At 74.6% G+C, this 25104-nt stretch carries 19 protein-coding genes; 9 read left to right on the top strand and 10 right to left on the bottom strand.

Annotation, left to right across the window (positions count from 1 at the left end):
* The first annotated feature begins 9 nt into the window (after positions 1–9).
* Genes DT076_RS14310 through DT076_RS14325 form a run of 4 tightly spaced genes read left to right on the top strand, consistent with a single transcriptional unit; the run spans position 10 to position 5110 of the window.
* Complete coding sequence (locus tag DT076_RS14310) at positions 10–1332, top strand: ABC transporter substrate-binding protein (RefSeq protein ID WP_114127378.1); 1323 nt, start codon at positions 10–12, stop codon at positions 1330–1332.
* On the top strand, positions 1329–2261 hold the full coding sequence (locus tag DT076_RS14315) for a carbohydrate ABC transporter permease (RefSeq protein ID WP_114127379.1): 933 nt from the start codon (positions 1329–1331) through the stop codon (positions 2259–2261). The genes DT076_RS14310 and DT076_RS14315 overlap by 4 nt, the downstream gene beginning before the upstream one ends.
* Positions 2258–3100, top strand: a complete 843-nt coding sequence (locus DT076_RS14320; protein ID WP_232821977.1) for a carbohydrate ABC transporter permease — start codon at positions 2258–2260, stop codon at positions 3098–3100. Before DT076_RS14315 ends, DT076_RS14320 begins: the two co-directional genes overlap by 4 nt.
* Positions 3101–3151: 51 nt before the next feature.
* A complete protein-coding gene (locus DT076_RS14325; RefSeq protein WP_147264154.1) occupies positions 3152–5110 on the top strand; it encodes a hypothetical protein in 1959 nt (652 codons plus the stop codon).
* Between the two features lie 41 nt (positions 5111–5151).
* Here the strand turns inward: DT076_RS14325 and DT076_RS14330 are convergent, their stop codons facing one another.
* Both DT076_RS14330 and DT076_RS14335 read right to left on the bottom strand, forming a co-directional pair.
* A complete protein-coding gene (locus DT076_RS14330) occupies positions 5152–6852 on the bottom strand; it encodes a hypothetical protein (protein WP_114127381.1) in 1701 nt (566 codons plus the stop codon).
* Complete coding sequence (locus DT076_RS14335; RefSeq protein ID WP_114127382.1) at positions 6837–7616, bottom strand: ABC transporter ATP-binding protein; 780 nt, start codon at positions 7614–7616, stop codon at positions 6837–6839. The genes DT076_RS14330 and DT076_RS14335 overlap by 16 nt, the downstream gene beginning before the upstream one ends.
* 98 nt (positions 7617–7714) lie before the next feature.
* Here DT076_RS14335 and DT076_RS14340 point away from each other — a divergent pair, with 98 nt between their 5' ends.
* Together DT076_RS14340 and DT076_RS14345 are read left to right on the top strand one after the other, a co-directional pair.
* A complete protein-coding gene (locus DT076_RS14340) occupies positions 7715–8956 on the top strand; it encodes a sensor histidine kinase (RefSeq protein WP_114127383.1) in 1242 nt (413 codons plus the stop codon).
* Positions 8953–9609, top strand: a complete 657-nt coding sequence (locus DT076_RS14345) for a response regulator (RefSeq protein ID WP_114127467.1) — start codon at positions 8953–8955, stop codon at positions 9607–9609. The genes DT076_RS14340 and DT076_RS14345 overlap by 4 nt, the downstream gene beginning before the upstream one ends.
* 10 nt (positions 9610–9619) lie before the next feature.
* Here the strand turns inward: DT076_RS14345 and DT076_RS14350 are convergent, their stop codons facing one another.
* From DT076_RS14350 to DT076_RS14365, 4 genes are all read right to left on the bottom strand, one after another.
* Entirely contained in the window at positions 9620–10408 is a 789-nt protein-coding gene (locus tag DT076_RS14350; RefSeq protein WP_114127384.1) for a tyrosine-protein phosphatase, read from the bottom strand.
* A gap of 92 nt (positions 10409–10500) precedes the next feature.
* On the bottom strand, positions 10501–11754 hold the full coding sequence (locus DT076_RS14355) for an FAD-dependent oxidoreductase (protein ID WP_114127385.1): 1254 nt from the start codon (positions 11752–11754) through the stop codon (positions 10501–10503).
* Between the two features lie 40 nt (positions 11755–11794).
* Positions 11795–14629 (bottom strand): YhgE/Pip domain-containing protein, encoded by a 2835-nt coding sequence (locus DT076_RS14360; RefSeq protein WP_114127386.1) that lies wholly within the window; start codon positions 14627–14629, stop codon positions 11795–11797.
* Positions 14629–17355, bottom strand: a complete 2727-nt coding sequence (locus DT076_RS14365) for an MMPL family transporter (protein WP_114127387.1) — start codon at positions 17353–17355, stop codon at positions 14629–14631. The genes DT076_RS14360 and DT076_RS14365 overlap by 1 nt, the downstream gene beginning before the upstream one ends.
* An 88-nt stretch (positions 17356–17443) precedes the next feature.
* On the opposite strand from DT076_RS14365, the gene DT076_RS14370 reads away from it, so the two are divergent.
* A complete protein-coding gene (locus DT076_RS14370) occupies positions 17444–18124 on the top strand; it encodes a TetR/AcrR family transcriptional regulator (protein WP_114127388.1) in 681 nt (226 codons plus the stop codon).
* Positions 18125–18134: 10 nt separating this feature from the next.
* Here DT076_RS14370 and DT076_RS14375 read toward each other — a convergent pair whose 3' ends face one another.
* The 4 genes from DT076_RS14375 to DT076_RS14390 form a co-directional block, all read right to left on the bottom strand.
* On the bottom strand, positions 18135–18515 hold the full coding sequence (locus tag DT076_RS14375; RefSeq protein ID WP_114127389.1) for a hypothetical protein: 381 nt from the start codon (positions 18513–18515) through the stop codon (positions 18135–18137).
* A 91-nt stretch (positions 18516–18606) separates the two neighbouring features.
* Positions 18607–20229 (bottom strand): HNH endonuclease, encoded by a 1623-nt coding sequence (locus DT076_RS14380; protein WP_158548152.1) that lies wholly within the window; start codon positions 20227–20229, stop codon positions 18607–18609.
* Positions 20230–20442: 213 nt separating this feature from the next.
* Positions 20443–21378 carry a hypothetical protein gene (locus tag DT076_RS14385; RefSeq protein WP_114127391.1) on the bottom strand — a complete coding sequence of 312 codons (936 nt, stop codon included), beginning with the start codon at positions 21376–21378 and terminating at the stop codon, positions 20443–20445.
* 70 nt (positions 21379–21448) lie between these two features.
* Positions 21449–21826, bottom strand: a complete 378-nt coding sequence (locus tag DT076_RS14390) for a YchJ family protein (RefSeq protein ID WP_114127392.1) — start codon at positions 21824–21826, stop codon at positions 21449–21451.
* Between the two features lie 153 nt (positions 21827–21979).
* Between DT076_RS14390 and DT076_RS19440 the strand changes: the two genes are divergently transcribed.
* Together DT076_RS19440 and DT076_RS20370 are read left to right on the top strand one after the other, a co-directional pair.
* A complete protein-coding gene (locus DT076_RS19440) occupies positions 21980–22180 on the top strand; it encodes a hypothetical protein (RefSeq protein ID WP_158548153.1) in 201 nt (66 codons plus the stop codon).
* Positions 22181–22544: 364 nt separating this feature from the next.
* Positions 22545–25082, top strand: coding sequence for a helix-turn-helix transcriptional regulator (locus DT076_RS20370; RefSeq protein WP_325048375.1), 2538 nt, complete (start codon positions 22545–22547; stop codon positions 25080–25082).
* Positions 25083–25104: the final 22 nt, after the last annotated feature.

Raw genomic sequence — 25104 nt, forward strand, 5'->3', positions numbered from 1 at the left:
AGACCCGAGATGAGCAAGCACAGCGAGAACCCGACGCGGGGCACCCGCACTGCCCGCACGGCGGCCGCCACACTGGTCCTGGCCACGACGCTCGCCGGTTGCGGATTCGTCAACACCGGCGGTGGTGACGGCTCCGACGGCGGCACGAACGGCACGAGCGGCACCGTGACGGCCTACGTCAACACCGAGCAGAGCGCCGGCCTGGCGCCGCTGGTGGAGGCCTTCGAGCAGGAGACCGGCTCCACCGTGGACGTCTCGTCGGCCACCACCGACGAGCTCAACCAGCAGCTGCGGGTGCAGCTGACCTCCGGCACCGCGGCCGATCTGATCCGCGTCTCCCCGGGGAGCTCCAGCCCGGTCGCCGCCGGCGTGCTCGGGCGGGCCGACGAGCTCGCCGACCTGTCCGACGCCGGGTGGGTGGCCGAGCTCTCCGAGGACACCCGCTCCCTCGCCGAGGTCGAGGGCGAGGTCGTCGCGTTCCCGGTGAGCCGCAACGCGATCGTCATGGCGTACAACCGCGAGGTCTTCGAACGGGCGGGGGTCGAGGTCCCGACCACCTGGTCGGAGCTGCTGACCGCGTGCGAGCAGCTCTCCGCCGCCGGCGTCACCCCGATCTCCACCCCCTTCCAGGGCGGCATCTACCTCCAGTTCTGGGTCTACGCGCTGGCGGCCACCCTGGTGTACGCCGAGAACCCCGAGATCGACGCCCAGATGGCCGCCGGCGAGACCTCCTTCGTCAGTGACGCCCGCTGGAACGAGACCTTCGCCCGGATCGCCCAGCTGAACGACGCCGGGTACTTCTCCGACGGCATGCTCGGGATCCCGCCGGACCAGGGTCTGCAGTCGGTCGCCACCGGTGAGTCAGCGATGGTGCTGCTGGTCTCGGCCGGTCTGCCACAGCTCTACGGGTACGCCGAGGGCGGGGAGGAGGCGTTCGACGTCTTCGCCCTGCCGGCCAACGAGGACGCCTCCTCGACCCACGTGGCGATCGCACCGGACTTCCTGGCCGTCAACGCCGAGGCCGAGAACCCCGAGGGCGCTCGCGCCTTCCTCGACTTCCTGGCCCGTCCGGAGAACGTCGAGGCCTACGCCGACGAGATGGGCGTGCTGCCCGGTCTCGCCGTCGACGCCGAGCTGAGCTCGGACGCGCTCGAACCGATCATGCCGATGTTCGACTCCGGCCGGACCGCGGGTTACGCGAACTACCTGTGGCCCAACGGTGACGTGCAGCAGACGATGCTGCAGTCCGGGCAGGAGTGGCTGGACGGGACGATCGACACGCCCGCGCTGCTGGAGCAGATGGACGCCGAGTACGCGAGGGGGACCTCGTGACGACGGTCCTCGACCGGGCGACGGCGAGCCGGGCCGACGACCCGGGCCCGCGGCGCCGGCGGGGACGGCGGGCGGTCGTCCCGTACGCGCTCATCGTCCCGGCGCTGCTGTTCTACGCCGTGGTGGTGCTCTACCCGACGGTGGCCGGAGGCGTCTACGCCTTCACCGACTGGAACGGTCGCCGCGCCGCCACGTTCGTCGGGCTCGACAACTTCGTCCAGCTCGGCACCGACCCGGCGCCCCGCTCGGCGCTGGCCAACACGCTGCTGATCGCCGTCTCGACCACGCTCCTGCAGACGCTGCTGGGGCTCGCCCTGGCGCTCGCGCTGCACACCTCGCTCGTCAGCCGGAACGTGCTGCGGACGCTGTTCTTCGCACCCGCGCTGCTCCCGCCGGTGATCATCGGGTTCCTGTGGCAGTACGTGCTCACCCCGTCCGGACCGATGAACGACGCGTTGTCGGCGGTCGGTCTCGGGGCGTTGACCCAGAACTGGCTCGGCGACCCCTCGATCGCCCTGGCCAGCGTGATCGGCGTCATCATCTGGCAGAACGCCGGCCTGACCATGGTCATCTACCTGGCGGGTCTGCAGGGCGTGCCGGAGGAGCTGCTCGAGGCCGCCGCCATCGACGGCGCGGGACGGTGGCAGCGGCTGCGGCGGGTGACCCTGCCGCTGCTGGTGCCGGCGACGACGATCGCCATGTCGCTGACGCTGATCGGCAGTCTCAAGCTCTTCGACCAGGTCTACGTGATGACCGGCGGCGGACCGGGCTACGCCACCGAGACGCTGTCGGTGGTCATGTACAAGGAGGCCTTCGTGTCGGGCCGCTACGGGTACTCGACGGCGATCGCGCTGGTGCTCACGATGATCGTGTTCGCCTTCGCCTTCGTACAGCTGCGGGGGCTGCGACGGTTCGAGGTGGACGCGTGAGCGCCCGGCGGCGGAGCGCCGCTCAGCTGGCCGGCCGGTTCTCCGCCGAGCTCGGCATGCTGCTCGCGGCCCTGGTGTTCGCCTTCCCGTTCTACGTCTTCCTCAGCGTCGCCCTGAAGACCCCGGCCGACCTGGCGGCCTCGCCGCTGTCGTTCCCGACCGATCCGGCGCTCGGCAACTTCGCCGAGGCGTGGCAGCGGGGTGACCTCGGGCAGGCGATGGGCAACTCCGTCGTCGTGACCGCCCTGGCGGTCGCCCTGCTCGTCGGCACCGGGTCGATCGCCGCCTACGCGCTGGCACGGCGGGCGTCCCGCCTCTCCTACGGCGTGTACCTGCTGTTCCTGCTCGGGCTGATGATCCCGCTGCAGCTCGGGATGGTCCCGCTGTACCAGCTGATGCGCGACGCCGACCTGCTGCAGACCTACACCTCGCTGATCATCTTCGAGGTCGGGCACCAGCTGCCCCTCGTGGTCTTCCTGTACGCCGGCTTCCTCCGGGCGCTGCCGGCCGACTACGAGGAGGCCGCCCGGGTCGACGGCGCGGGGACCCTGCGGGCCTTCGGCTCGATCGTCTTCCCGCTGCTGCGCCCGATCACGGGCACCGTGGTCATCCTGACGTCGATCAACGTCTGGAACGACTTCCTAACCCCGCTGCTCTACGTGGGTGGCAGCGCCCAGCAGACCCTGCCGGTGGCGATCTTCGCCTTCCGCGGCGAGTTCGCCAGCCAGTGGCAGATCATCTTCGCCGGGATGGGCATCGCGATCGTGCCCATCCTCCTCGTCTACTTCCTGCTCCAGAAGTACATCATCCGCGGTTTCGCCAGCGGGCTGAAGGGATGAGCCACCGCCGGCTGGCCGAGGCACCACCACCGACCGACTGAGGAGAGACCCATGTCAGGCACCGTCCGACGACGTACCGTGCTCGCCGGCAGCCTCGCCGCCGGGGCCCTCGCCCTGAGTGGCGCCCCGGCCGCAGCGACCCCGGCCCCGCTGACCCCGCCCCGGGTGCCGCCCGGCTCCGGGCCGCTGCCACGGGTGGCCGCCCCCGCCGTCCCGCCGGACCGGAGGCTGTTCGCCCCGGCGGAGCAGCGCTACGCCTCCTACCTCGTCACCCTCGCCGCGATGGTGAACGACATCGACGACTCCGACACCGCGCTGCGCGGATTCCAGGCCGGCGGCTGGTGGCGCACCCCCAGCGAACCCTTCAACGCCCGCACCTGCGAGCACGTCGCGACCTTCGCCTGGTTCCTGACCGCCGAGCGGCCCTGGAACCCCTACCGTGGCGACCCGGCGCTCGCGGCCCGCCTCGACGCCGCCGTCGACTACTACCTGCGGCTCCAGCACGAGGACGGGTCCTGGCCCGAGTACGCCCCCGACGAGCACTCGCGGGCCGCCACCGCGTTCGCGCTCGGCTACCTCAGCAAGACGCTGGAGCGCCTGCGCGGGGCCGATCTCCTGCCGCAGCGGTGCGCCGCGATCAGCGCCGCCCTGCGGCGGGCGACGACGTGGTTCCTCGACCCCGACAACGACGGGGTCTGGACGGGCGGGATCGTCGAGTTCGCGAACCAGCCGGCGGCAGGGCTCGCCGGAGCCGCCAAGGCGCTCGCCCTGGACCCCGACCCCGTGCTCGACGCGCTGCTGCGGGATCGGGTGCGCCACTTCGCCGCCTCCGCGCAGAGCCCGGCCGGCTTCCTCTACGAGCCGCGCGGGATGGACATCGCCTACAACCTCAACGTCACGCTGACCGAGATCCACGAGCTGCACACCGAGCTCGGGGCGCCGGTGCTGCTGCCACTGGTGCGCCGGCTGGCGGAGTGGCTGAGGTACACCGTGGTGCCCGAGCCCGACGGAGCCGGACTGGTGTCCTTCGCCTCGGGCGCGGCCCGGACCCCGATGTACTACCTGGACGCCGTGACCGTCGACCGCCAGCAGCGCGACCTGGGCTCGGTGTTCTGCTCCGAGGTGCCGGACCTGGCGGTCTTCTACCCCGCACGGGAGGACCGCGAGGCCGGACGGGAGGCCTGGGCCGCGTCACCGGAGCCCGTGCCGGCCCTGGCGCCGGGGGACACCAACCCCCGGATCCCGGCCAACATCCCCTACGGCGAGGGCTACCCCAGGCGCCGGCGGCGCGACGTCGCGCTGCGCCGGCTGCCGGCCGTCCGACACGAGCGGTTCAGCGAGCTGCGCGTCGATCCGCAGGACCAGCACTACCTGTTCGTGCGCCGGCCGGGCTACTACCTGCAGGCCTTCTTCGGGGTCCGGCCGAACGCGGTGGTCCGCGCCGGGCTCGGCCTGCTGTGGCACCCCCGCGCGGGCACGTTCGTCCACGGCGGGCAGAGCTCGAACACGGAGTGCTGGGCGACCGTGCTGCCCAACGGCGGCACCGACGGCGCCTCCGACCTCACCCCGCGGTACCACCAGGGGCCGGTGTCCGACGGTCGGGTCGTCGAGCCCGGTCGGGTGGGCCGGGTGCACGACGACCTCGGGATCTCGTGGACCACCACGGGCGGCAACGTCACCGGATCGGTCCTCCTGCAGGACACCGGACTCGTCCGGGAGGTCACGACCACGATGGACGGCACCGAGCAGGTCCCGCTCGTGCTGCGCCACGACGACGTGGTCACCTGGGTGGGTGGCCGCCAGGCCGCCGTCGGGGAGCTCACCTCCGCCCGCACCACGGGGGTGACGGTGTCACGCGGCGGCGTCACCCTGACGATCGACTGGGGCACCGAGGCCGACGCCCGGCTGACGCCGACGACGCGCACCTACTTCGCCGATGCCTCCCGCCGGCTGTCCGTGCTGCGGGTGCCACTGGGCCGGGCGGCGGAGGTGGGCTACACCTTCGGCTGATCCGGCGGTCGACCTGCGCCGCAACCCGCGAGGGGACCTGATCAGGGCCGGCCGGTAGGGGTCATCCGCCTCTCCGCCCGGGCCCGGCGCTCGGCCAGCTTGGCCTCCCGCGCCTTCTCCTCCGCCTGCTGGGAGGAGGTCTCGAACCAGCCGAGGGTGCCCCGGGCGCCGGTGTCGTCGTTGCGGCCGTAGCGGATCCGGGTGTAGACGGTCGGCAGCCGGGTGGCGAGGTAGCCGGTGGTCAGCCGTCCCAGCAGCCCGTAGCCGAGCGCGCCGTTGAGCACGCCGACCGCCACCGCCGCCCAGGGCCCCCAGCCGGGCAGGGCGACGAAGCCGACGACGAGTGCGACGGCCGTCGGCAGCACCAGCAGCAGGGTGCCCCACAGCGCCACCTGCGCCTGCAGGCCCATGTCGCCGCCGGCGTCGTTGGGTCCGGTCCGCGCCCGCGGGTCGACCCCGGGCGAGACCCCGACGGCCGAGACCAGCACCGCGATCCCCGAGGCCACCCCGGCCAGTGCCGGCAGACCGGCGGCCACCACGGGCCAGGCCCACGCCGCGTCCGAGACCAGCACCAGCACCACCGAGACGACGGCGGCCGGCGGCAGCACCAGCAGCAGCACGGCCAGCTGGCGTCCGCGGACGTCGGCGGTGACCGTGTCGGGCCGCTGGTTGACGATGCTCACCCACACCGCCGACCCGTCCTGGCCGTAGAGGTTGCAGGCGGCCAGGCAGATCATCAGGGCGATCACCAGCCCCGAGAGCGGGGCCACCACCGCGAAGTCGCCGGAGACGGCGCTGAACACCCCGAACACCACCCCGGTGTAGAACCCGCTGCGCAGCTCCAGCGCCCGCCACGGGTCGCGCCACCACTGGCGCAGCTCCTTGCCGAGCACCGCACCGAGCGCGGTGTCGGGCAGCAGCCGGCGGCCCCGCCGCGAGCCGAGCGGTCGACGGTTGCGTCGCCGGCTGCGCCCGTCCAGGTTCGGGCGCAGCAGCACCGCCGCCAGCGCGAGCAGCAGCGCGGCGAGCAGCGCCAGTGCGAGCAGCCAGGCCAGCCCCGTCCCGGTGCGTCCGGTGCCGACCGCCTCCGCCGCCCGCACCGGCCAGGAGGTGGGCAGCACCGCGAGCACGGCGGTGACGTCATCGGGCAGGCCCTCGGCGAGCAGCAGCGGGACGGTCTGGAACGCCGCCGCGACCACCATCCAGCCGGCCAGCATCGCCCCGATCAGCAGCCCGAACTGCAGACCGGCGATCTCCACCCCGAGCCAGGTCCGCATCGCCGAGCCGAGCGCGGCGTAGACCAGCCGGGCCAGCGTGATGACGACCACCCAGGCGAGCAGCGCGCCCAGCACCGCGACCGCCACGGCGAGCGGGCCGAGCGCGACCGCCGGCACCACCGCGGCCAGCAGGGCCAGCAGCAGGTAGCCCGAGGCCACCGAGGGGAAGACGGCGGCGAGCAGCCCGAGCGCCAGCCGGGAGCGGTCCAGGGGCAGCAGCGTGAAGTACTCCGCGCGCAGCACGCCGGCTCCCGACATCAGCACCGGACCGAGCACCGCACCGACCCCCCACCCGACCGCGGTCAGCACCTGCACCTCCACCCGGACGGCACCGGCGGTGGCGAGCAGGACCCCGGCCCAGGTGCTGAGCACCAGCAGCGCGCCGAGCACCCAGCCGGTCTGCCGCAGACCCTTCGGGGAGTGCCGCAGCAGGGTCAGCTTCAGCGAGATCAGGACCCCAACCACGTCAGGTCCTCCTCCTCGAGCCGGCGCTCACCCACCAGCGAGACGAACCGGTCCTCCAGGGTGCCGGCGCCGCGCACCTCGGCCAGCGTGCCGGCGGCCAGCACCCGCCCGCGGGCGATGATCGCCACCCGGTCGCACAGCTGCTCCACCAGCGACATCACGTGGCTGGACATCACCACCGAGCCGCCGGCGGCGACGAACCGCCGCAGGATGCTGGTGAGCACCCGCGCCGAGACCGGGTCGACCGCCTCGTAGGGCTCGTCCAGCACCAGCACCCGCGGCGAGTGCAGCAGCGCGGTGGCCAGCCCGATCTTCTTCCGCATGCCGGTGGAGTACTCGAGCACCACCGTGCCCAGCCGTTCGGCCTCGTCCAGCTCGAGGATGCGCAGCAGCTCCGCCGCCCGGTCCTCGACCACGGCGCGCGGCATGCCGCGCAGGCGTCCCCAGTAGTCGAGCAGCTCCCCGCCGGTGAGCCGCTCGGGCAGCGCCAACCCGTCGGGCAGGACGCCGAGCGCGGTCTTGGCCCCGATCGGGTCGGCCCACACGTCGGTGCCGAGCACCATCGCCCGCCCAGCGGTCGGGCGCAGCAGCCCGACCGCCATCGACAGGCTGGTGGTCTTGCCCGCCCCGTTGGGCCCGACGAGGCCGAAGAAGCTGCCCCGTGGCACCACCAGGTCGATGTCGTCGACCGCCACCTTGTCCCCGAACTGCCGGCGCAGCCCGCGCAGCTCCAGCGCCGGGCTCGTCGTCTCCGTCTGCGTCACGGCGTCCAGGCTGCCGGGACGGACCGGCCGGCGGCACCCGCCGACCGGCCAGAACTCCTGGCCGGTCGGCCAGCACGCGGACGCGTACAGTCCGGCAGGTGAGCACCCCGGCCGTGGTGACCCCGGCAGCGGCGCAGGCGCGGGCCCGCCCGTCCCGGGTGGTCGACGTCGCGCTGCCGGTGACCGCGCTCCTCTACTGGGCCTACACGGTCGCGACCAGCGGGGCGCTGTTCGCGCTGCTGCCGACGTGGTGGGTCGGGCTCGACCTGGTGGTCGGCGTGCTGGCCGCGGTGGCGCTGGTGTGGCGGCACCGCCACCCGGTGGGGCTGGCGCTGGCCCTCGCGCCGGTGGGCGGGCTGTTCCTCACCGCGGGGCTGCCGGCCCTGGTGTCGGTGTTCGTGGTGGCCGTCCGGGCGCGGGTGTGGGTGGCTCTGCTGGCCACCGGGGTGCACCTGGCGATCGCGGTGCCGTACTACCTGGTGGTGCCGGTGGGCGGGATGACCCTGCCGGTGTGGACCGTGCTGATGTTCATGCTGTACGCCACCGCGCTCAGCCTGGGCCTGGCCGTCCGCTCCCGCCGCCAGGTGGTGGACGGGCTGCTGGCCAGCGCCGAGCGCGACCGGGCCGAGCACGAGGAGCAGCTGCGCCGGGCCCGCCGCGACGAGCGCACCCAGATCGCCCGCGAGATGCACGACGTGCTGGCCCACCGCATCTCGCTGCTGTCGGTGCACGCCGGCGCCCTGGAGTTCCGGGTGCGGCCCGGGACCGACGGTCGGCCGGGCGCCCCGCTGACCGAGGAGGAGCTCCGCTCGGCGGTGACGGTGATCCGCGAGTCCGCCCACCGCGCGCTGGAGGAGCTGCACGACGTGCTGACGGTGCTGCACGACGAGGACGGCCCGGGCCGCGGCCTGGAGGGGGCGGCGCTGGGCACCGCGCGGCCGGCGGTGGACCTGCCCTCGCTGCCGGCCCTGGTGGCGGAGGTGTCGGCGTCCGGGCAGCCGGTGGAGCTGCGCTCCGAGATCGACATCGCGGGCCCGGTCGGGCTGCGGCTGCAGACCCAGCGGACGGCCTACCGGGTCGTGCAGGAGGGGCTGACCAACGCCCGCAAGCACAGCCCGGGCGCGCCGGTGACGGTGGTGCTGCGCCGGGTGGACGGGCCGGCGCTGGAGGTGGAGGTGCGCAACACGCTGCCGCTGGGCACCACCGGCTCGCAGATCCCGGGCGCCGGCTCCGGTCTGGCCGGGCTGGCCGAACGGGTCGGGCTGGAGGGCGGCCGCCTCCAGCACGGGGTGGTCGACGGCGACTTCCGGCTGCGGGCGGTGCTGCCGTGGCGGGGATGAGCGCGGACGCGGTGGTGCGGGTGCTGCTGGTCGACGACGACCCGCTGGTGCGGGCGGGGCTGCGGATGATGCTGGCCGGGGATGCCCGGGTGGTGGTGGTCGGCGAGGCCGAGGACGGCGACGAGCTGGGGCGGGCGGTCGCCGAGCACCGGCCCGACGTGGCCCTGGTGGACGTCCGGATGCCGCGGCTGAACGGGGTGGCCGCGGTGGCGGAGCTGCGCCGGCGGCCCGGGCCGCGCGCGCCCGCGGTGATCATGCTGACCACCTTCGACGCCGACGAGACGGTGCTCTCGGCGCTGCGGGCCGGCGCCGACGGCTACCTGCTCAAGCACGCCCCGCCGGAGCAGATCGTCGACGCCGTGCACCGGGCGGCGGCCGGGGAGCCGGTGTTCAGCGCCAGCGTGCTGCGCACCCTGATCCGGCACAGCACCGCCGACGCCGACGCGCCCGACGAGCGCTGGGCGTCCCTGGGTGAGCGGGAGCGGCAGGTCGCCGAGGCGGTGGCGCGCGGGTTGTCCAACGCCGAGATCGCCGCCGAGCTGTACCTGTCGCTCGGCACGGTCAAGGCCGAGGTGTCGGCCCTGCTGGAGACGCTGGGGGTCGCCAACCGGATCCAGCTGGCAATCCTCGCCGCCCGTCAGCGGCGACCCTGAGCCGTCCGGTTCAGCCGAGCAGGTGGCGACGCATCGCGTCGGTGTCGCGCTCGGTCCAGCCGAGACGGCCCAGCATCGCGGCCACCCCGCCGTGGGACTCCTCGACGTAGCGCAGGAAGGCGTCCATGGTCTCGGCCTTGGTGGCCTGCGCGGCGTGCGAGCGTCCGCGCAGGTTGGCGGCGTAGACCGGGGACCCCATCAGCCGCTCCATGATCAGCGGGACCCGCTCGTCGCTGGCGGCGTAGTCGGCGACCACCGCGTCCCGCTCGGCCCCGACGAGGGAGAGCGCCAGGGCGACCGTGGTCCCGGTGCGGTCCTTCCCGGCGGCGCAGTGCACCAGAGCCGCACCGTCGGCGTGGGCGATCGCCCGCAGCGCGCCGACGACGGAGTCGGGTCGGTCGGACAGGTAGCCCCAGTAGGTGGAGGCGAAGTGGTCGTCGAGGTGCTCCTCGATCTGCTTCTCGACCCAGGGCAGCGCGTTCTCGGGCAGCTCGTCGCCGGTGGCCGGGGAGGTCGCCTCGCCGTGCTCCTCGACGAAGAAGCTGAAGTGGTGGTGGCGGATCTCCTCCAGCGCCCGCAGCGGGCCGTCGCCGGTGGCGTTCACCTCGTAGGCGCTGCGCAGGTCGATGACGTCGGTCAGCCCGCGGCGGCGCAGCTCCTCGATGTCGGCGGGGGTGAGGTCCTGCAGGTTGTCCGAGCGCAGCAGCCGCCCGGGCAGCACCTCTCCGCCTCCGGCGACCGGCGTCCCGCCGAGGTCGCGCGCGTTGACCAGTCCGTCCAGCTCGATCCAGTTCGGCACGCGGGAAGTCTAGGCCGGTCCCGGCGACACGACGGTGGACGGCGGGTGACCTCTCGGCTCCGGGTGGGCGAGCGCCACCGTCGCCGCGCCGCTCAGGCCGTCTGGGCCCGGACCAGCTCGGCCACCCGGGCGCCGCTGGCCAGTGCGCCCTGCTGGGAGCCGGTGTCGCGGTGGTCACCACAGACGAACAGCCCCGGCGCCAGCTGCTGGGGCTGACGGACGTGCAGCGGTGGTGGCTGGGCCGGCAGACCGCGGTCGACGTCGTGGCGGACCAGCAGCTCCGCCCGGCCGGGGGCGAGCTGCAACAGCTCCTCGAGGTGGCGGCGGGCGGCCTCGTCGGTGACCCGCTGCCCGGGGCCGAGCAGCGCCGAGCCCTGCAGCAGCGCCCGACCCGGTGGGGCGTAGCTGGGAGCGGCCGCGCTGACGACGGCGGCGTTGACCAGCGGGCCGCGGCGCTCCCGGCCGTCCACCCGCAACGCGTCGGGCAGGGCCAGCTCGGCGACCTCCTCGGCCGCGACGGCGTACCACCAGGTGGTGACGCCCTTCATCGGCGCCGGCGGCAGGTCGGGGAGCAGGCCGCCGGCGTCGGCGGTGTCGGTGGCGACCACGACGGCGCGGGCCGTCCACGTGGCCGCCTCCGTGGTGACCCGCCAGCCGCTGCCGGCCCGGGTGATCGCGGTGACCGGCTCGGAGCAGCGGACCGGCCGGGGCAGCCGGTCGGCGAGCTGGCGCGGCAGCGCCTGCACCCCCTCCCGCGGCAGCGACGGCGTGCCGAGGGCGAAGGAGCGCAGCAGCAGCCGGACCAGGTGGGCCGAGCTCGACCCGTCGTCCTCCAGCAGCACCCCCGCCAGGAACCGCACGAGCAGGCGGTGGCGCACCGTCCCGGTGGCGCCCAGCCGGTCCAGCGCCTCGCCCCAGGCCCGGTCCGGGCTGGTGAGCATCCGCTGCGGCGCGACGAGCACCGGGGCCACCCAGCGCGCGATCCGGGCCAGCTCGACCGGGCGGACGAACCCCGAGCGCAGGGTGGTGGGCAGCAGGCCCGGGTGGCGGCGCGGGTCGGCCACGGTGACGTCGCCGTCCTCGGTGCGCGCGCACACGCCGGCGACGAAGGGCTGCAGCCCCAGCGCGGCCAGGTCGACGTCGGCGCGCAGCCGCGGGTAGGACGGGTTGACCAGCTGGAACCCGACGTCGCAGCGGAAGCCGTCGACCACCTCGGTGCGCACCCGCCCGCCGACCTCGGGGCGGGCCTCCAGCACCTCGGTGTGGCGGTCGGTCAGGCCGGCGGCGGCGCGCAGCCCGGCCAGGCCGGCGCCGACCACCAGCACGTCGCAGTCCATGACGGCCATGCTGCCACCCGGGGTCTGCGCCGCTGGCGGACCGGTCGGCTCAGGCCGTCCGCGGCCGCAGCAGGGTGACCGGCTTGACGGTCCGCTGGCGCAGCACCGCGAGCACGCTGGCCGCGACCGCGATGAGCAGCCAGACCACCACCGTCATCACGTTGCCGCCGAGCCCCGGTCCGTCGGTGAGCAGTGCCCGGATGGCGTCCAGGGCGGGGCTCGTCGGCAGCAGCGGTCGGATGGTGTCGAACAGCGCTGGCACCGCCGAGGTGATCGCGCCGGCCGCGGTGAGCACGGCCACCGTCACCGAGAGGACCCGGCCGACGCCGCCGAGCCAGGCGACCAGGGCGTGGTTGAGCCCGACGAAGGTCCAGCCGATGAGCAGCAGCAGGAGCAGCAGGCCCACCACCCGGCCTGCGGAGAGGTCGAGGACGACCTGCCCGACGATGGTCAGCGCGACCGCCTGCACGGCGGCGACCGCCGCGCCCGGGGCGATCGCCAGCAGCGCCAGCTGCCAGGACGGCCGCGAGGACATCCAGGTGCGGGCCGAGACCGCCTGCACCACCAGGAAGGTGGCCAGCCCGCCGAGCCACAGCGCCAGCACCATGAGGAGGCTGGTGGAGGCTGCGATCGGCAGCAGGTCGACCGACTCGTCGCCGGTGGTGACCGGCTCGGCGACCACGCTGGCGAGGTTCTCCCGCTCGGAGTCGTCGTAGGTGGGGATCTGGGTGGCGCCCTCGGCCAGGCCGTCGGCGAGCTCGCGGGAGCCGTCGGCCAGCTGGCCGGCGCCGTCGTCGAGCTGGCCGAGGCCCTCGGCGAGCTGGCCCGCCCCGGTCGCGGACTGGGCGACGCCGTCGGTGTACTGCACGATGCCGGCCACGTAGCCGCCGAGGCCGGTGCTGAGCTGGGTGACACCGTCGGTGTACTGGGTGATCCCCGAGGCCAGCTGACCCGCACCGGAGTCGAGCTGGGTGATCCCGTCGGTGTACTGCGTGATCCCCGAGGCCAGCTGACCCGCACCCGCGTCCAGCTGGGTGATCCCGTCGGTGTACTGCGTGATCCCCGACGCCAGCTCACCCGCACCCGCGTCCAGCTGGGTCACCCCGTCGGTGTACTGCGTGATCCCCGACGCCAGCTCACCCGCACCCGCGTCCAGCTCGGTGATGCCCGTGCCGAGCTGCTCGATGCCCGTGCTGAGGCCGGTGGCCCCGCCGGCCAGCTCCTCGGCGCCGGTCACCAGCTGCGCTCCGTTCTGGTCGAGCTCGGTCAGGCCCTGGTTGAGCTGGTCGACGCCGTCGACGAGCTGCTGCAGCTGCTCGCCCAGGCCGCCGAGGGCGCCGAGCTGCGTGCCCAGCTCGCCGATGCCTTCCGCGAACTCGTCGGAGCCGGCGGCGAGGGCGGCGACACCGCCCCGCAGGCTGCTCGGGTCGTCCGCCTCGCCCAGCCCGGCGACGGCCTGGGTGGCCGTGGCCCGGGAACCCGCCTGCACCCCCTGCTGGAAGACCTCGCACGCCTCGTCGTCGAGCTGGTCCGGGCACTCGACCGCGCCATCGGGCAGCCCGTTCTCGGCCAGGTCCGCGAACCCGGACTGGTACTGGCGCAGGCCCTCGTCCAGCCCCCCGATCCCCTCGGCGATCTCGGTCGCGCCGCCGGTGAGCTGCTCCAGCTCCTCCTCGCTCGGGCCGGACACGTCGGCCCCGCCGAGCCCGGCCTGGAGCTGGTCGTTGAGCTCGCCGACCCCGGCCGCGGCCTGGCCGACCCCGTCGGTGTACTGCTCGACACCCTGGGCGTAGGCGGTGGCACCCTCGCCGAGCTGGGCGGCGCCCTCGGTCAGCGCGGGGACGCCCTCGGCCAGCTGTCCGGTGCCGTCGGCGAGCTGGGTCGCCCCGTCGCTCAGCGCCGGGCCGTTCTCGGCGAGCTGGGAGACGCCGTCGGCCAGCTGGGTGGCGCCGTCGGCCAGCGCCGGACCGTTCTCCGCCAGCCGGGACACGCCACCGGCCAGCTGGGTGGCGCCGTCGGCCAGCGCCGGACCGCCGCCGGCGAGCTGGGACACCCCGCCAGCCAGCTGGGTCGCCCCCTCGCTCAGCGCCGGCCCGCCCGCGGCCAGCTGACCGGTGCCGTCGGCGAGCTGGCTGGCACCGTCAGCCAGGGCGGGACCACCCGCCGCCAGCTGGGCCGCGCCGCTGGCCAGCTCCTGGCCGCCGGTGGCCAGCTCGCCGCCGGCGGTGCCGAGCTGGGACAGCCCGTCACTGAGCTGCCCGGCGCCCTCCGCGGACTGCTCGGTGCCTTCGGCGAGCTGTTCCGCACCGTCGGCAAGGTCGCCGGCGCCGTCGGCCACGGTGCCGAACTGGTCGGCGATGTCGTTGAAGCCGAGGTAGATGTTGTCCAGGTAGGTCTTGGTCAGCTCGGTGTTGAGGGTGGCCACGGCGACGTTGCCGACGGTCTGGCCGATGGCGCCGTCGGCGATCCCGGTGATCTCGGAGGTCCGGACGTCGATCTCTGCCTGCTCGGCCTCGGCCGCCTCACCACCGTAGGAGGTGGCGGCCTCGGAGAAGTTCTCCGGGATGGTGACCACCGCGGCGTAGCGTCCGGACGCGAGCCCGCTCTCGGCGTCCTCGCTGTCGGTCAGGGTCCAGGTGAAGTTCTCCTCCTCCGAGTCGACCAGTCCGGCGGCGAGCTGGCGCCCGAGCGGCACCCGCTGGCCGTTCACCTCGGTGCCCTCGTCGAGGTTGACGACGGCGGCCTGCACCCGGTCGAGCCGGTCGTCGGAGCCCCAGGTGGCCCAGAGGAAGCCGGCGGCGACGATCACCGGCACCAGGACCAGGCCGACCAGCGACCACCAGGTGACGCCGCGGGAGCGGTCGGCGCGTTCGAAGCTGAGCATCAGCGGGGGTCCTTCCGGGTGGCCAGCGCGTCGCTGGTGGTCTGCTCCGGCGCGGTCGCCAGGGCGGGGGCGGGTTCGGGATCGAGCTCGAGGTACTGGTGCGGTCCGGCGATCAGGTCGGCCACCACCGAGGCGGTCGCGACGCCGAGGACGACCGCCTGGTCGCGTCGCTCCTGAGCGGAGCGGATCAGCCGGTCCAGGGCCTGCCGGGCGCCGGGGGTGCTGAGCGCATCCGCCCCGTCGACCAGGGCCAGCGGCGGGCGTCGGCGCGAGAGCGTCTCCAGCCCGCGCTCGACATCCGGCTGCAGGGTGGCGTCGACGTACCCGCTGCGCCGGCGGATCGCGCCGCCCGCTCCGGGCAGCAGCTCACCGGCGATCCGGGCGCGACCGGCGTCGGGGGCCAGCCGTCCGGCCAGGCCCATCAGCAGCGCCGCCCGCTGGGCCGGGGCGCCCTGCACCACCAGCACCTCACCGGGGTCGAGGTCGAGGTCGACCGGTCCGAGCAGCCCCTCCACGGCCAGTCCCTCGACGTGGGCGACCTGGCCGGCGTCCGGGCCGGGCCAGTCGGCGAGCTCGAGCTGGCGGTGCAGCTGCTCGCCCTCGACGTCGAGGGCCGGCAGCCGGCGTTCCAGCCAGCCCGGCAGCCACCAGGCGCGCTCACCGAGCAGGGCCATCACCGCCGGCACCAGCGTCATCCGCACGACGAAGGCGTCGAAGGCCACGCCGACGGCCAGCGCGAAGGCGATCGGCTTGATGGCGCCCTCGCCCTCGGGGACGAAGAAGGCGAAGACGGCGAACATGATGACCGCGGCGGCGGTGACCACCGGCGCGGAGCCGACGAACCCGCTCTGCACGGCCTCGCGGGCCGGACGGCCGTGGACGTGGTCCTCCCGCATCCGGGAGACGAGGAAGACCTCGTAGTCCATCGCCAGGCCGAAGAGGATGCCCATCAGCAGGATCGGCAGGAAGCTGATGATCGGGCCGGGACGCTCCAGGCCGATCAGCTCGGCCCCGTGGCCGCCGTTGAACACCAGCGTGGTGAGCCCGAACGCGACGCCGATGCTCAGCAGGTAGCCCAGGGTCGCCTTGATGGGCACCGCGATGGAGCGGAACACCATGGTCAGCAGCACCAGCGACAGGCCGACCACGAAGATGCCGAAGGGCAGCAGCGCGCCGCCGAGCCGGTCGGAGACGTCGATCTGGATGGCGGTGGCGCCGGTGACGGCGGTCGGGACGTCGTACTCGTCGAGCCAGTCGTCCTCCATCTCACGCAGCCGCTCGACCAGGTCGGCGGTGGCGGGGTCGGAGGGCCCGGTGGTGGGGACGATCTGGACGATGCCGGTGTCGGCGTTCTGGTTGGGGGTGGCGAGCGGGACGCTCTGGACGCCGGGCATGGCCTCGATGTCGGCCTTCAGCCCGTCCATCACACCCAGCGGGTCGTCGCTGCCGATGATGCCGGCGGTGACGATCAGCGGGCCGTTGAAGCCGGGGCCGAAGTACTCGCTCTGCAGGTCGTAGGTGGTACGGGCGGGGGTGCCGATCTCGTTCTCGCCGGCGTTGGGCAGGGCGAGGGTGAGGTCGCGGGCGGGCAGGCTGAGCAGGACCGAGCCGACCACCACGACGGCGACGGTGAGCGCCGGCACCCGGGTGACCAGGCGGACCCAGCCGCGGAACGGACGTCCGCGCTCGGCGGCGGGCTTGGGCTTGCGGGGCCGCATCCGCTCCCCGGCCAGCGCCATCAGCGCCGGCAGCAGGGTGAGGGCGACCACCACCGCGACCGCGACGCCGAGGGCGGCGAAGAGGCCCATCACGGTGAGGAAGGGGATCTGGGCGATGGCCAGCCCGACCAGGGCGATGATGACGGTGACGCCGGCGAAGACGACGGCCGAGCCGGCGGTGGCCACCGAGCGGGCGGCGGACTCCTCGGCGTCCAGGCCGTCGGCCAGCAGCTCGCGGTGCCGGGACAGGATGAACAGGGCGTAGTCGATGCCGACCGCCAGACCGAGCATCACCGCCAGCATGGGCGTGGTGGAGTTGATGGCGGCGAAGGCGGTGGAGCCGAGCAGGATCGTCATGGTGACGCCGACGCCGAGCAGCGCGGTGAGCAGCGGCATGCCGGCGGCGACCAGCGAGCCGAGGGTGATGATGAGCACGACCAGCGCCACCACGACGCCGATCACCTCGACGATGCTGAAGCCGGGGACGCTCATGTTGAAGATCTCCCCGCCCATGCTCGCCGTCGAGCCGGGCAGGTCGGCCTGCAGCTCCTCGGCGACGGCGACCAGCTGCTCGCGCTGGGCGTCGGTGACCGCCTGGGCGTCGCCGGGGATCTGCACCTGGACGATGACGGCGCGGCCGTCGTCGCTGATGGTGCCCTCGACCAGGTCGTCGTAGGGGTTGGCGGCGGTGTCGACGAAGTCGAGGGCCTCGAAGTCGTCCAGCCGCGCCTCGACCGCCTCACGGACGTCGGGCGACTCCACGTCGCTGCCCTCGGGGGCGATCACGATCATGCTGGCCGACGTCCCACCCACCTCGGGGAAGGTGCGGCTGAGCTGGTCGAGCGCGACCTGGGCCGGCGCGCCGGGGATCGTGAACTCGTTGTCGAAGGACCGGCTGATCAGCCCGGCGGTGCCGCCGAGGACGCCCATCACCAGCGCCCAGACCAGGATGGTGCGCCACTTGTGGCGGTAGGCGGCGCGCCCCAGGGCGTGCAGGAACGAGGACATCGGAACCCCTGACCAGCTCGATACAGTCGTGCATCCGATACGGAACTGTATCCGATAGGGTGCAGGCAGCAACCGGGGAGGACGTGACATGGCTCTCACCCCCACCGAGGGGACGTCGACGGCGACGACGCGCGGCGACGGCGCACCGACCGCGCGGCGCGAGCGGACGCGGCTGCGCCTGCTGGACGCCGCCGTCCAGGTGTTCGCCGAGCGCGGGGTGAACGGCGCGAGCGTGGAGGAGATCTGCGAGCGGGCCGGCTTCACGCGGGGCGCGTTCTACTCCAACTTCACCTCCAAGGAGGACCTCTGCCTGGCGGTGATCCGGCGCCGGCACGAGGAGCACGCGGCGGCGGCCGAGCAGACGATCAGCCAGGTCTCGGTGGGCGATCTCAGCATGGACGAGCTGATCGAGCAGGGGGTCGAGCTGTTCGTCCGCGCGCAGGACACGGACCCGGCGGCGGTGGTGGCGGCAGCCGAGCTGCGGCTGCACGCCGTCCGCACGCCGGAGCTGCGTGCCGACTACACCGAGCTGGAGGACCAGCAGAAGGCGACCTTCGCCCGGCTGCTCTCGGCGGGGCTGGAGGTCAAGGGGCTGCCGCTGCGGCTGGAGCCCGGCCAGCTCGGACTGCTGGGTGCGGTGTTCGAGTCGACCCTGCTCGAGGGGGTGCTGCACGGCACCGACGTCCGCGACACCCTGAAGGAGCGGATGATGGCGGCGCTGCGCGGGCTGCTCGTGGACGCCCGGCGCCAGCACCTGCCGGAGCGCTGACCCGGGGTCGTCAGGCGTCGAAGATCGACGGGTGGCGGGGCGCGGAGGCCTGCGGCGGGTCGGCGGGCTCGGGCGTCGCCGGGGCGGTGTCGTGGACCGTCGGCGAGGGAGCTGAGCCGTCGAGGGGCTGGAAGGCCGGCGAGACCGCCCGCCGCTCGGCCGCCCGGGCCCGCCGCCGCTCCAGCAGCATCCGGCCGCCCTGGTGGACCGCGAGAGCGACCCCGACCACCGGTCCGCCGAAGAGGGCGGTGAGCATGAGGAGGGTCGGCAGCAGGACCTCGGGCGCACCGATGTCGCCCGGGCGCTCGGCGAGCCGCAGCTGCGCGATCCACCCGGCGGCGCCCACACCGGCCCCGACGACGAGGGGGACGATCCAGCGCAGGTGCCGCACCCCTCCACGGTAGCCACGGCGGGCTGGGACGGGCGCCGGAGCGGAGCGCGTCGCCCTCGGCGCGGCGGAGCGGTTCGCGGGCGGTCGGTGGTCATGGCGTCGCCACCGCGAGCCGCGGTGCACCCGAGGCCGTCGGCGCCGTCGAGCTGTAGGTGTGGCCGGTCGGGGTGACCGTGCGGACCGTGTGCCGCGGCCCCGGCACCGATCTGGCCGCCCAGCCGGGCGCCTGCTTGGCGTAGTTGCAGGCCTCGCACAGCCCCTGCCCGTTGGCCAGACCGGTCGCCCCGCCGCGCTCGACGGCCACCACGTGGTCGACGTGGCGCACCGGCGCGCCGCACCACGGCATCCGGCACCGCTGGTCGCGCAGCCGCACGAGCTGGGCCAGCCGGGCCGGGAACCGACGGGCCCACGAGTCCGCCGCCACCAGCTCCCCCGTCCCGGGTCGGGCGTACAGCCGGCGCACCCACGCCCGCTCCGCGGCCAGCTCGCGCACCAGGTCAGCCGGTACCGGCCCGTACCCGTCGAGGTGCCCTGCCTCGTCGGACGCGCCCAGCAGCACGCGGTCGGCAACCACGACGTGCAGCAGCACCGGCAACGCCGACACCGCCACCTCCCCGCTGCCATCGGGTGGAGGCGGAAGCGACGCAGTGAGCTCCGGAGGACCGGAGCAGCACGCTGGGCCCAGCCCGCTCGCCGTCTCCCCCGCTGGCTCACGCGGAAGGACGGAGGGTGCGGGTGCGTAGCCATCCGACCCCACCTCGACCGGACCCGGCCGCGGGACCGCCGCTCGACCGCCACCAGCCATCCTCCCCGCGCCGCCGGTCTGCGCCGCGCCGGCTCGGAAGGTCTCGGTCCCTCGGGCCACATCTGCCGGTCCCGCTTGCACAGCGGCCCACGTCAGCGGCGTGGGCACCGCGCCCGCGAGACCCCGATCACGGCCCAGCACCCGGTCCACCAACGTGTCCGCCCGGATCTGGTCGCGGCTGCGGCCGTCACCGGCCGCGACCAGCGTGTCCGCGACCCGGTCGAGCGTGGCGAGCACCGCCACCCCGTCCCGCACCGGCAGCAGCACCGAGAGCTGGCTCATCACGTCCGGCGCCGGTCGCAGCGACACCCGCCGCTCCGACTCCGCCCGCGACCGCCTCGCCACCACCGATGCCGGATCCCGCTCCTGCGCCAGCCGCCGGGCGGCCGCTGCCGCCTCGGCGTCACCCATGCCCGCCAACCGCTTCGGGTCACCCGCCAGCTCGGCATCGACCGACCCGCGGTCCTCCCGGGACAGGCAGGCCGTCTCCCGTGCGAGCAGCATCGCCCGCCACTCGGTGATCCGACCCGCGCGCAGCGCCGCCAAGGTGCCCGGCATCTCCGCATCCAGGACCATCGCCAGCCCGAGGTGACGCCGACCCCGCGCATGGGACTCCCGTCGCGCCAGCGCCACCTGCGCCGCCACTCCGCGACCGCACCGTGCCCGGGGCAGACCGCGACGCCCCTCCGCGGCCCGCACGCTCCGGTTCAGCGCCACCGCGGCCACCGCCTGGAGACCTTCCGCGGCGGCCTTCAGCTCTTCCAGCGTGCGCAGCAGGTCCACCAGCTCGACGTCGGCCACCCCGGGCAGGCGCTCGGCCGGCACCGTCGCCAGCGCCCGCACCCAGCCCGCGACCACATCGGGTGCCACCACCTCGGAGCCACTCCAGCCGGCCACCATTTCGCTCATGTGTTCGATTCTAGGAAGCGGTGCGTCCCTCGAGAACCGGAGCATCGGCATCTGTGCACAACGCTCCAGATCGCCCGCCGCTGTGGACAACTCGCGCCCGCCCGGCGCCGGCAGCACGCACTCGAGGCGCACGAGCACCGAGCTCGCCCTTCTGCTGGCGGCAGTGACTCGACCGTGCTGCTCCGCACACCAGCACCGGTCGCCTGACGCCCCTCAGGCGTCGAAGATCGACGGGTGCGTCCCGCCCTGACCGTCCCTCGGGCCCGCGGGACGACCTCCACCCCGTCCCCCAGCCGCCTCAGGTCCCGGGTCCAGCTCGGGTGCGGAACCCACCACGTCCAGCTCGCGCAGCCCCGGGTGCTCGCGCAACCCCTGCGGCCCGTGCAGGGCGGCGAGGGCCAGCACCGAGACGACGTCGGACGCGGGCCCGTCGAGCAGCAGCGGCTCCGTCGCGTGGAAGGCGGCCACGAAGGCGTCGCCGGAGACGTCCGGCCAGACCGCGCTCATCGCCGTGTAGTCGAAGGTCAGCCAGCGCCCGCCCAGGTCGCACACCACCCGCTGGTCGGTGACCACCACCCGGGTGAGCTGGGTCTCGCGCCACTGCGCGGCCGCCATCCGCTGGGCCGCCGCGCGACGGCGGTGGTTGCCGATCGCGGTCGCGGCGACCGCGGCCGCCACGAATCCCGGACGGCCGAAGGCGAAGGTCGAGCCGTGCTGGTAGCTGACGTCGGTGCCGTAGAAGCGGGCGTAGCGGAGGATGACGTCGTAGCAGGCGTTCTCGCCGGGACGCAGCGTGACCGGCCACACCGCGACGGACGGCGGCGCCTGTCCGGCGAGCAGCTGCGCGCGGAGGTCGGCAGCCACCCGGCGCCAGTGCGCGATCCCCTCCGGCGTCTGCCCCAGCGTCTGCTGCTCCTGCTGCCAGGCCCGGCGCCGACGGGTCTCCGCCTGCACCGTGACCGCCTGGACGATGGTGACGATCAGGCAGACCAGCGGTCCCACGAACCACACGATCCCCATCCCGAGGAACAGCAACGACTCGTCCGAGGACATCTCCGGACCCGAGTTGAGCCGGACCGCGACCGCCAGCGGAACGACGAACAGCACCACCCCGATGACCGCGGGGACGATCCAGCGCAGGTGCCTCACGGGCCGTCACGCTAGTGGAGCCCGGGCCGCCGCCCCGCTGCCGGTCGCCCACGCCGGGGCACCCAGCCGTTCAGGGGTGCACGCCGTCGAGGTAGAACCAGTCCCGGCCCTCACGCCGGAACCGGCTGACCTCGTGCAGCACCTCCGGTCCGGACGCGCGTCGGCAGCGGGCCCGGAACTCGACCACGCCGTCGTCGTCGAGCAGCCCGCCGCGCTCGGTGCGCAGCACGGTCAGCCCCTCCCACACGACGTGGGAGTCCAGGCTGAGCGTCGCCGGGCGGGTGCTCGGGTGCCAGCTGGCGCGCAGGTGGTCGACGTCACCGCGGACGAAGGCGGTGTAGCGCGAGCGCATCAGCCGCTCCGCCGTCGGCGCCGGGCGTCCGGCCAGCAGCGGGTCGCAGCAGCGCGCGGACGGCCGTCCGCTGCCGCACACGCAGCCCTCCACCACGACCTCCTCCCCTGGGACGGGGCCACGCTAGCCCGGACGTCCGACCTCCCGAGCCGGTCTGAGGTACCTCAGACGCCACCTCAGACCATCCACACCCAGATCCCGGGAGTTCGACCGATGTGGCGGCCGCCGCCTCAGACCGACGGTGGAGTCATGAACAGCTACTGGACCGAGAAGACCTGGCAGTACGAGCAGGCCGAGCGGCTGGCCCGCGCGGCCGAGGCGGCCCTGGCGAAGGAGGTGGTGCAGCAGCAGCGCGCCGAACGCCGCGCCCGGCGCGAGCTGCGTCGACGGGAGCGCGCCGGACGGCGCCCGCTGGCCGTCCAGCGGCTGCTGCTGGGCATCCACTGGTGAGCTCGGCCGACCTGGTCGAGCGGGCGCCGGTCGATCCCGCGGCTCTTGTCGGTGGGCCGTGCCACGATGACGTCGTGGCCATCGAGACCCCCCTGGTCGGCAGGGACGCCGAGCTCGGGCTGCTGCTCGGGCACTGGCGCGAGGCGGCGGCCGGGGCGCGGCTGACCCTGCTCGCCGCCGAGGCCGGCGGTGGCAAGACGACGGTGATCCAGGAGCTCTGCCGCCGGATCGCCGCCGAGCCGACGCGGCCGCTGGTGCTCGTCGGGCAGTCGGTGCCGCTGGGCGACGAAGGCCTGGCGTTCGTGCCCGTGCAGGGGGTGCTGCGCCAGCTGGCCGCCTCCGTCGACGTCGACACGATCCGCTGCTGGGCCGGTGCGGGTGTGGACGAGCTGACCGTGCTGCTGCCCTCGCTCGGCGGCACCCGCCCGAGCCGGACCGGCTGCGGCTGTTCGAGGCGGTCACCCGGGTGCTCGAGCAGGCCGCCGCCGAGCGACCCCTGCTGGTGGTGCTGGAGGACGTGCACTGGTCGGACGAGGGCACCCGGCACCTGCTGCGCTTCGCCCTGCACGCCCTGCAGTCCGCCCCGGTGCTGCTGCTGGCCTCCTACCGCAACGACGAGCTGCACCGGCGCCACCCGCTGCGGCCCTACCTCGGCGAGCTGGTGCGGCTGCCGATGGTCAGCCGGGTCGAGCTGCCGCGGCTGGACCAGGCGCAGGTGACGGCGATGGTGGCCAGCCGGCTCGACCGTCCGCCGTCGCCCGAGCTGGTCCGGCAGGTGCACGAGCGCAGCGAGGGCATCCCCTACTTCGTCGCCGAGCTGGCCCAGGCGGTCACCGGCGACTGCCTCAACCTGCCCGACACCTTGCGCGACGCGCTGCTGGTGCGCGCGGGGCGGATGAGCGAGGACGCCCAGGCCCTGGTCCGGCTGATGTCGACCGCCGGCACCTCGATCAGCCACGCCCTGCTCCGCGAGGTCGGTGACGGCAGCGAGGCCGGCACCGACGACCTGCTGCGGGAGGCGGTCGACGCCGGCGTCCTGGTGCCCACCGAGGACGGCTACGCCTTCCGCCACGCCCTGCTGCGCGAGGTGCTGCACGAGGAGCTGCTGCCCGGCGAGCACGCCCGCGCCCACGTCCGCTTCGCCGAGGCGCTCACCGCCCACCCCGAGCTGCAGTGCGCCGAGGCGGCCACCGAGCTGGCCCACCACTGGTACGCCGGGCACCAGCTCGACCGCGCCTTCACCGCCGCCCTCACCGCGGCCGAGTCCACCGCCAGCCCCTACGAGCGGCTGAAGATGTACGACCGGGTGCTCGAGCTGTGGGAGCGGGTCGACCCCGAGCGGCACGGCGGACGCAGCCGCGCCGACGTCCTCGAGGCGGCCGCCTTCGCCGCCCGGCGCACCGGCGACTCCCGCCGCGGGCTGCCGCTCATCGCCGCCGCGCTGGCCGAGACCGACATCGAGGACGAGCCACTGGTCGCGGCTCGCCGGATGGTCACCAAGGCCCTGCTCGAGGGGTTGTCGGTGGACGACCTCACCAAGAGCTACACCGACGCGATCAGCACCGCCACCCGGGCGGTCGAGCTGACCGACGGCCACGGCGACACCGAGGAACGGGCCCGCGCCCTGGACGCGCTGTCCACCCAGCTGATGCTCACCGGCAACCTGGCCGAGGCGCTGCAGACCGCCCGAGAGGCCGAGTCGGTGGCTGTCGCGGTCGGGCTGGACCACCTGCGCTCGAGCGCGATGAACACCCAGGGCTGCGTGCTCGTCTCCCGCGGTGAGGAGGAGGCGGGGCTGGAGCTCCTGCGCCGCAGCGCCCCGCTGGCAGCCGGCAACCCGTGGCTGGAGCTGCGCTACTCGATCAACATGTCCGACGCCCTGCTCAGCGCTGACCGCGCGGCCGAGTCCGCCGAGCTGGCGGTCGCGGGCATCGAGCGGGCGCGGCAGGAGGGCATCGCCCGCTCCACCGGCGCCATGCTCATCGGCAACGCGATGGAGGCGCTGCTCGAGGTCGGCGAGTGGACGCGCGCCGCCCAGCTGCGCCGCACCGGTGAGGAGCTGCTGCCGATCGGCCACCACGCACTGCACCTCACCCTGGTCAGCGCCTGGATGGACGTCTGGCAGGGCCGGGGCGAGGCCGCCCGGGACGCGCTGGAGCTCACCGGGTCGAGCACCCCGGCGGGCCGGTTGCCGCAGTACACCCGCTTGTGGTGGACCGCCCGCTCCGACCGGGCCTGGTGCGACGGCGACCCGGCGCTGGCCTGGCGCGAGCTGCAGCCGCTGCTCGAGCGCCACGCGATGCTCAAGGTGCAGGACTGCTGGCAGCTGCTGGCCCAGGCCGCCCGCAGCGCGTCCGGCGCTCCCGACCCGGCTGCCGCGGCCCGGCTGCTGCGGGAACGGGCCGCCGCCCTGCCCACCGACGTCGCCGTCGCCCGCTGGGCCGGTCCCCTGCTGGAGGCCGAGCTGACCGACACCGTGCCGGCCTGGGAGCCGGCGGTGGAGGCGCTGGAGCGCGGCCCGGCCTGGCTACGGCCCTACGCCCGCTGGCGGCTGGCCCAGCACCAGCTCGCCGCCGGGCAGCGGCACGCGGCGGCGGCGAGCCTGGACGCGGGGGTGGCCACGGCCAGCGCGCTCGCGCTGGCCCCGCTGCTCGACCGGCAGCGCGAGCTGCGCCGGCGCACCGGCACCGACGGCGCGGGCGGGGTCGGCCCGCTCACCCCGCGCGAGAGCGAGGTGCTGCGGCTGGTGGCCGAGGGCCGCTCCAACGCCGAGATCGGCGCCGACCTGTTCATCAGCGTGAAGACGGCCAGCGTGCACGTCTCCAACATCCTCGCCAAGCTCAAGGCGTCCTCCCGCGGCGAGGCAGCGGCCAAGGCACGCCGCCAGGGGCTGCTGGGCTGAGCGGTACCCGCGCCGAGAAGGT

This window comes from Desertihabitans brevis (assembly GCF_003327535.1).
GTDB classification, from domain to species: Bacteria; Actinomycetota; Actinomycetes; order Propionibacteriales; family Propionibacteriaceae; genus Desertihabitans; species Desertihabitans brevis.

Bases quoted from the DNA above. Each gene is read 5' to 3' on its own strand.
- DT076_RS14355 (WP_114127385.1), bottom strand. From the start codon at position 11,754: ATGGCCGTCATGGACTGCGACGTGCTGGTGGTCGGCGCCGGCCTGGCC.
- DT076_RS14345 (WP_114127467.1), top strand. From the start codon at position 8,953: ATGAGCGCGGACGCGGTGGTGCGGGTGCTGCTGGTCGACGACGACCCG.
- DT076_RS14365 (WP_114127387.1), bottom strand. From the start codon at position 17,355: ATGTCCTCGTTCCTGCACGCCCTGGGGCGCGCCGCCTACCGCCACAAG.
- DT076_RS19440 (WP_158548153.1), top strand. From the start codon at position 21,980: ATGAACAGCTACTGGACCGAGAAGACCTGGCAGTACGAGCAGGCCGAG.
- DT076_RS14380 (WP_158548152.1), bottom strand. From the start codon at position 20,229: ATGAGCGAAATGGTGGCCGGCTGGAGTGGCTCCGAGGTGGTGGCACCC.
- DT076_RS14370 (WP_114127388.1), top strand. From the start codon at position 17,444: ATGGCTCTCACCCCCACCGAGGGGACGTCGACGGCGACGACGCGCGGC.
- DT076_RS14310 (WP_114127378.1), top strand. From the start codon at position 10: ATGAGCAAGCACAGCGAGAACCCGACGCGGGGCACCCGCACTGCCCGC.
- DT076_RS14360 (WP_114127386.1), bottom strand. From the start codon at position 14,629: ATGCTCAGCTTCGAACGCGCCGACCGCTCCCGCGGCGTCACCTGGTGG.
- DT076_RS14325 (WP_147264154.1), top strand. From the start codon at position 3,152: ATGTCAGGCACCGTCCGACGACGTACCGTGCTCGCCGGCAGCCTCGCC.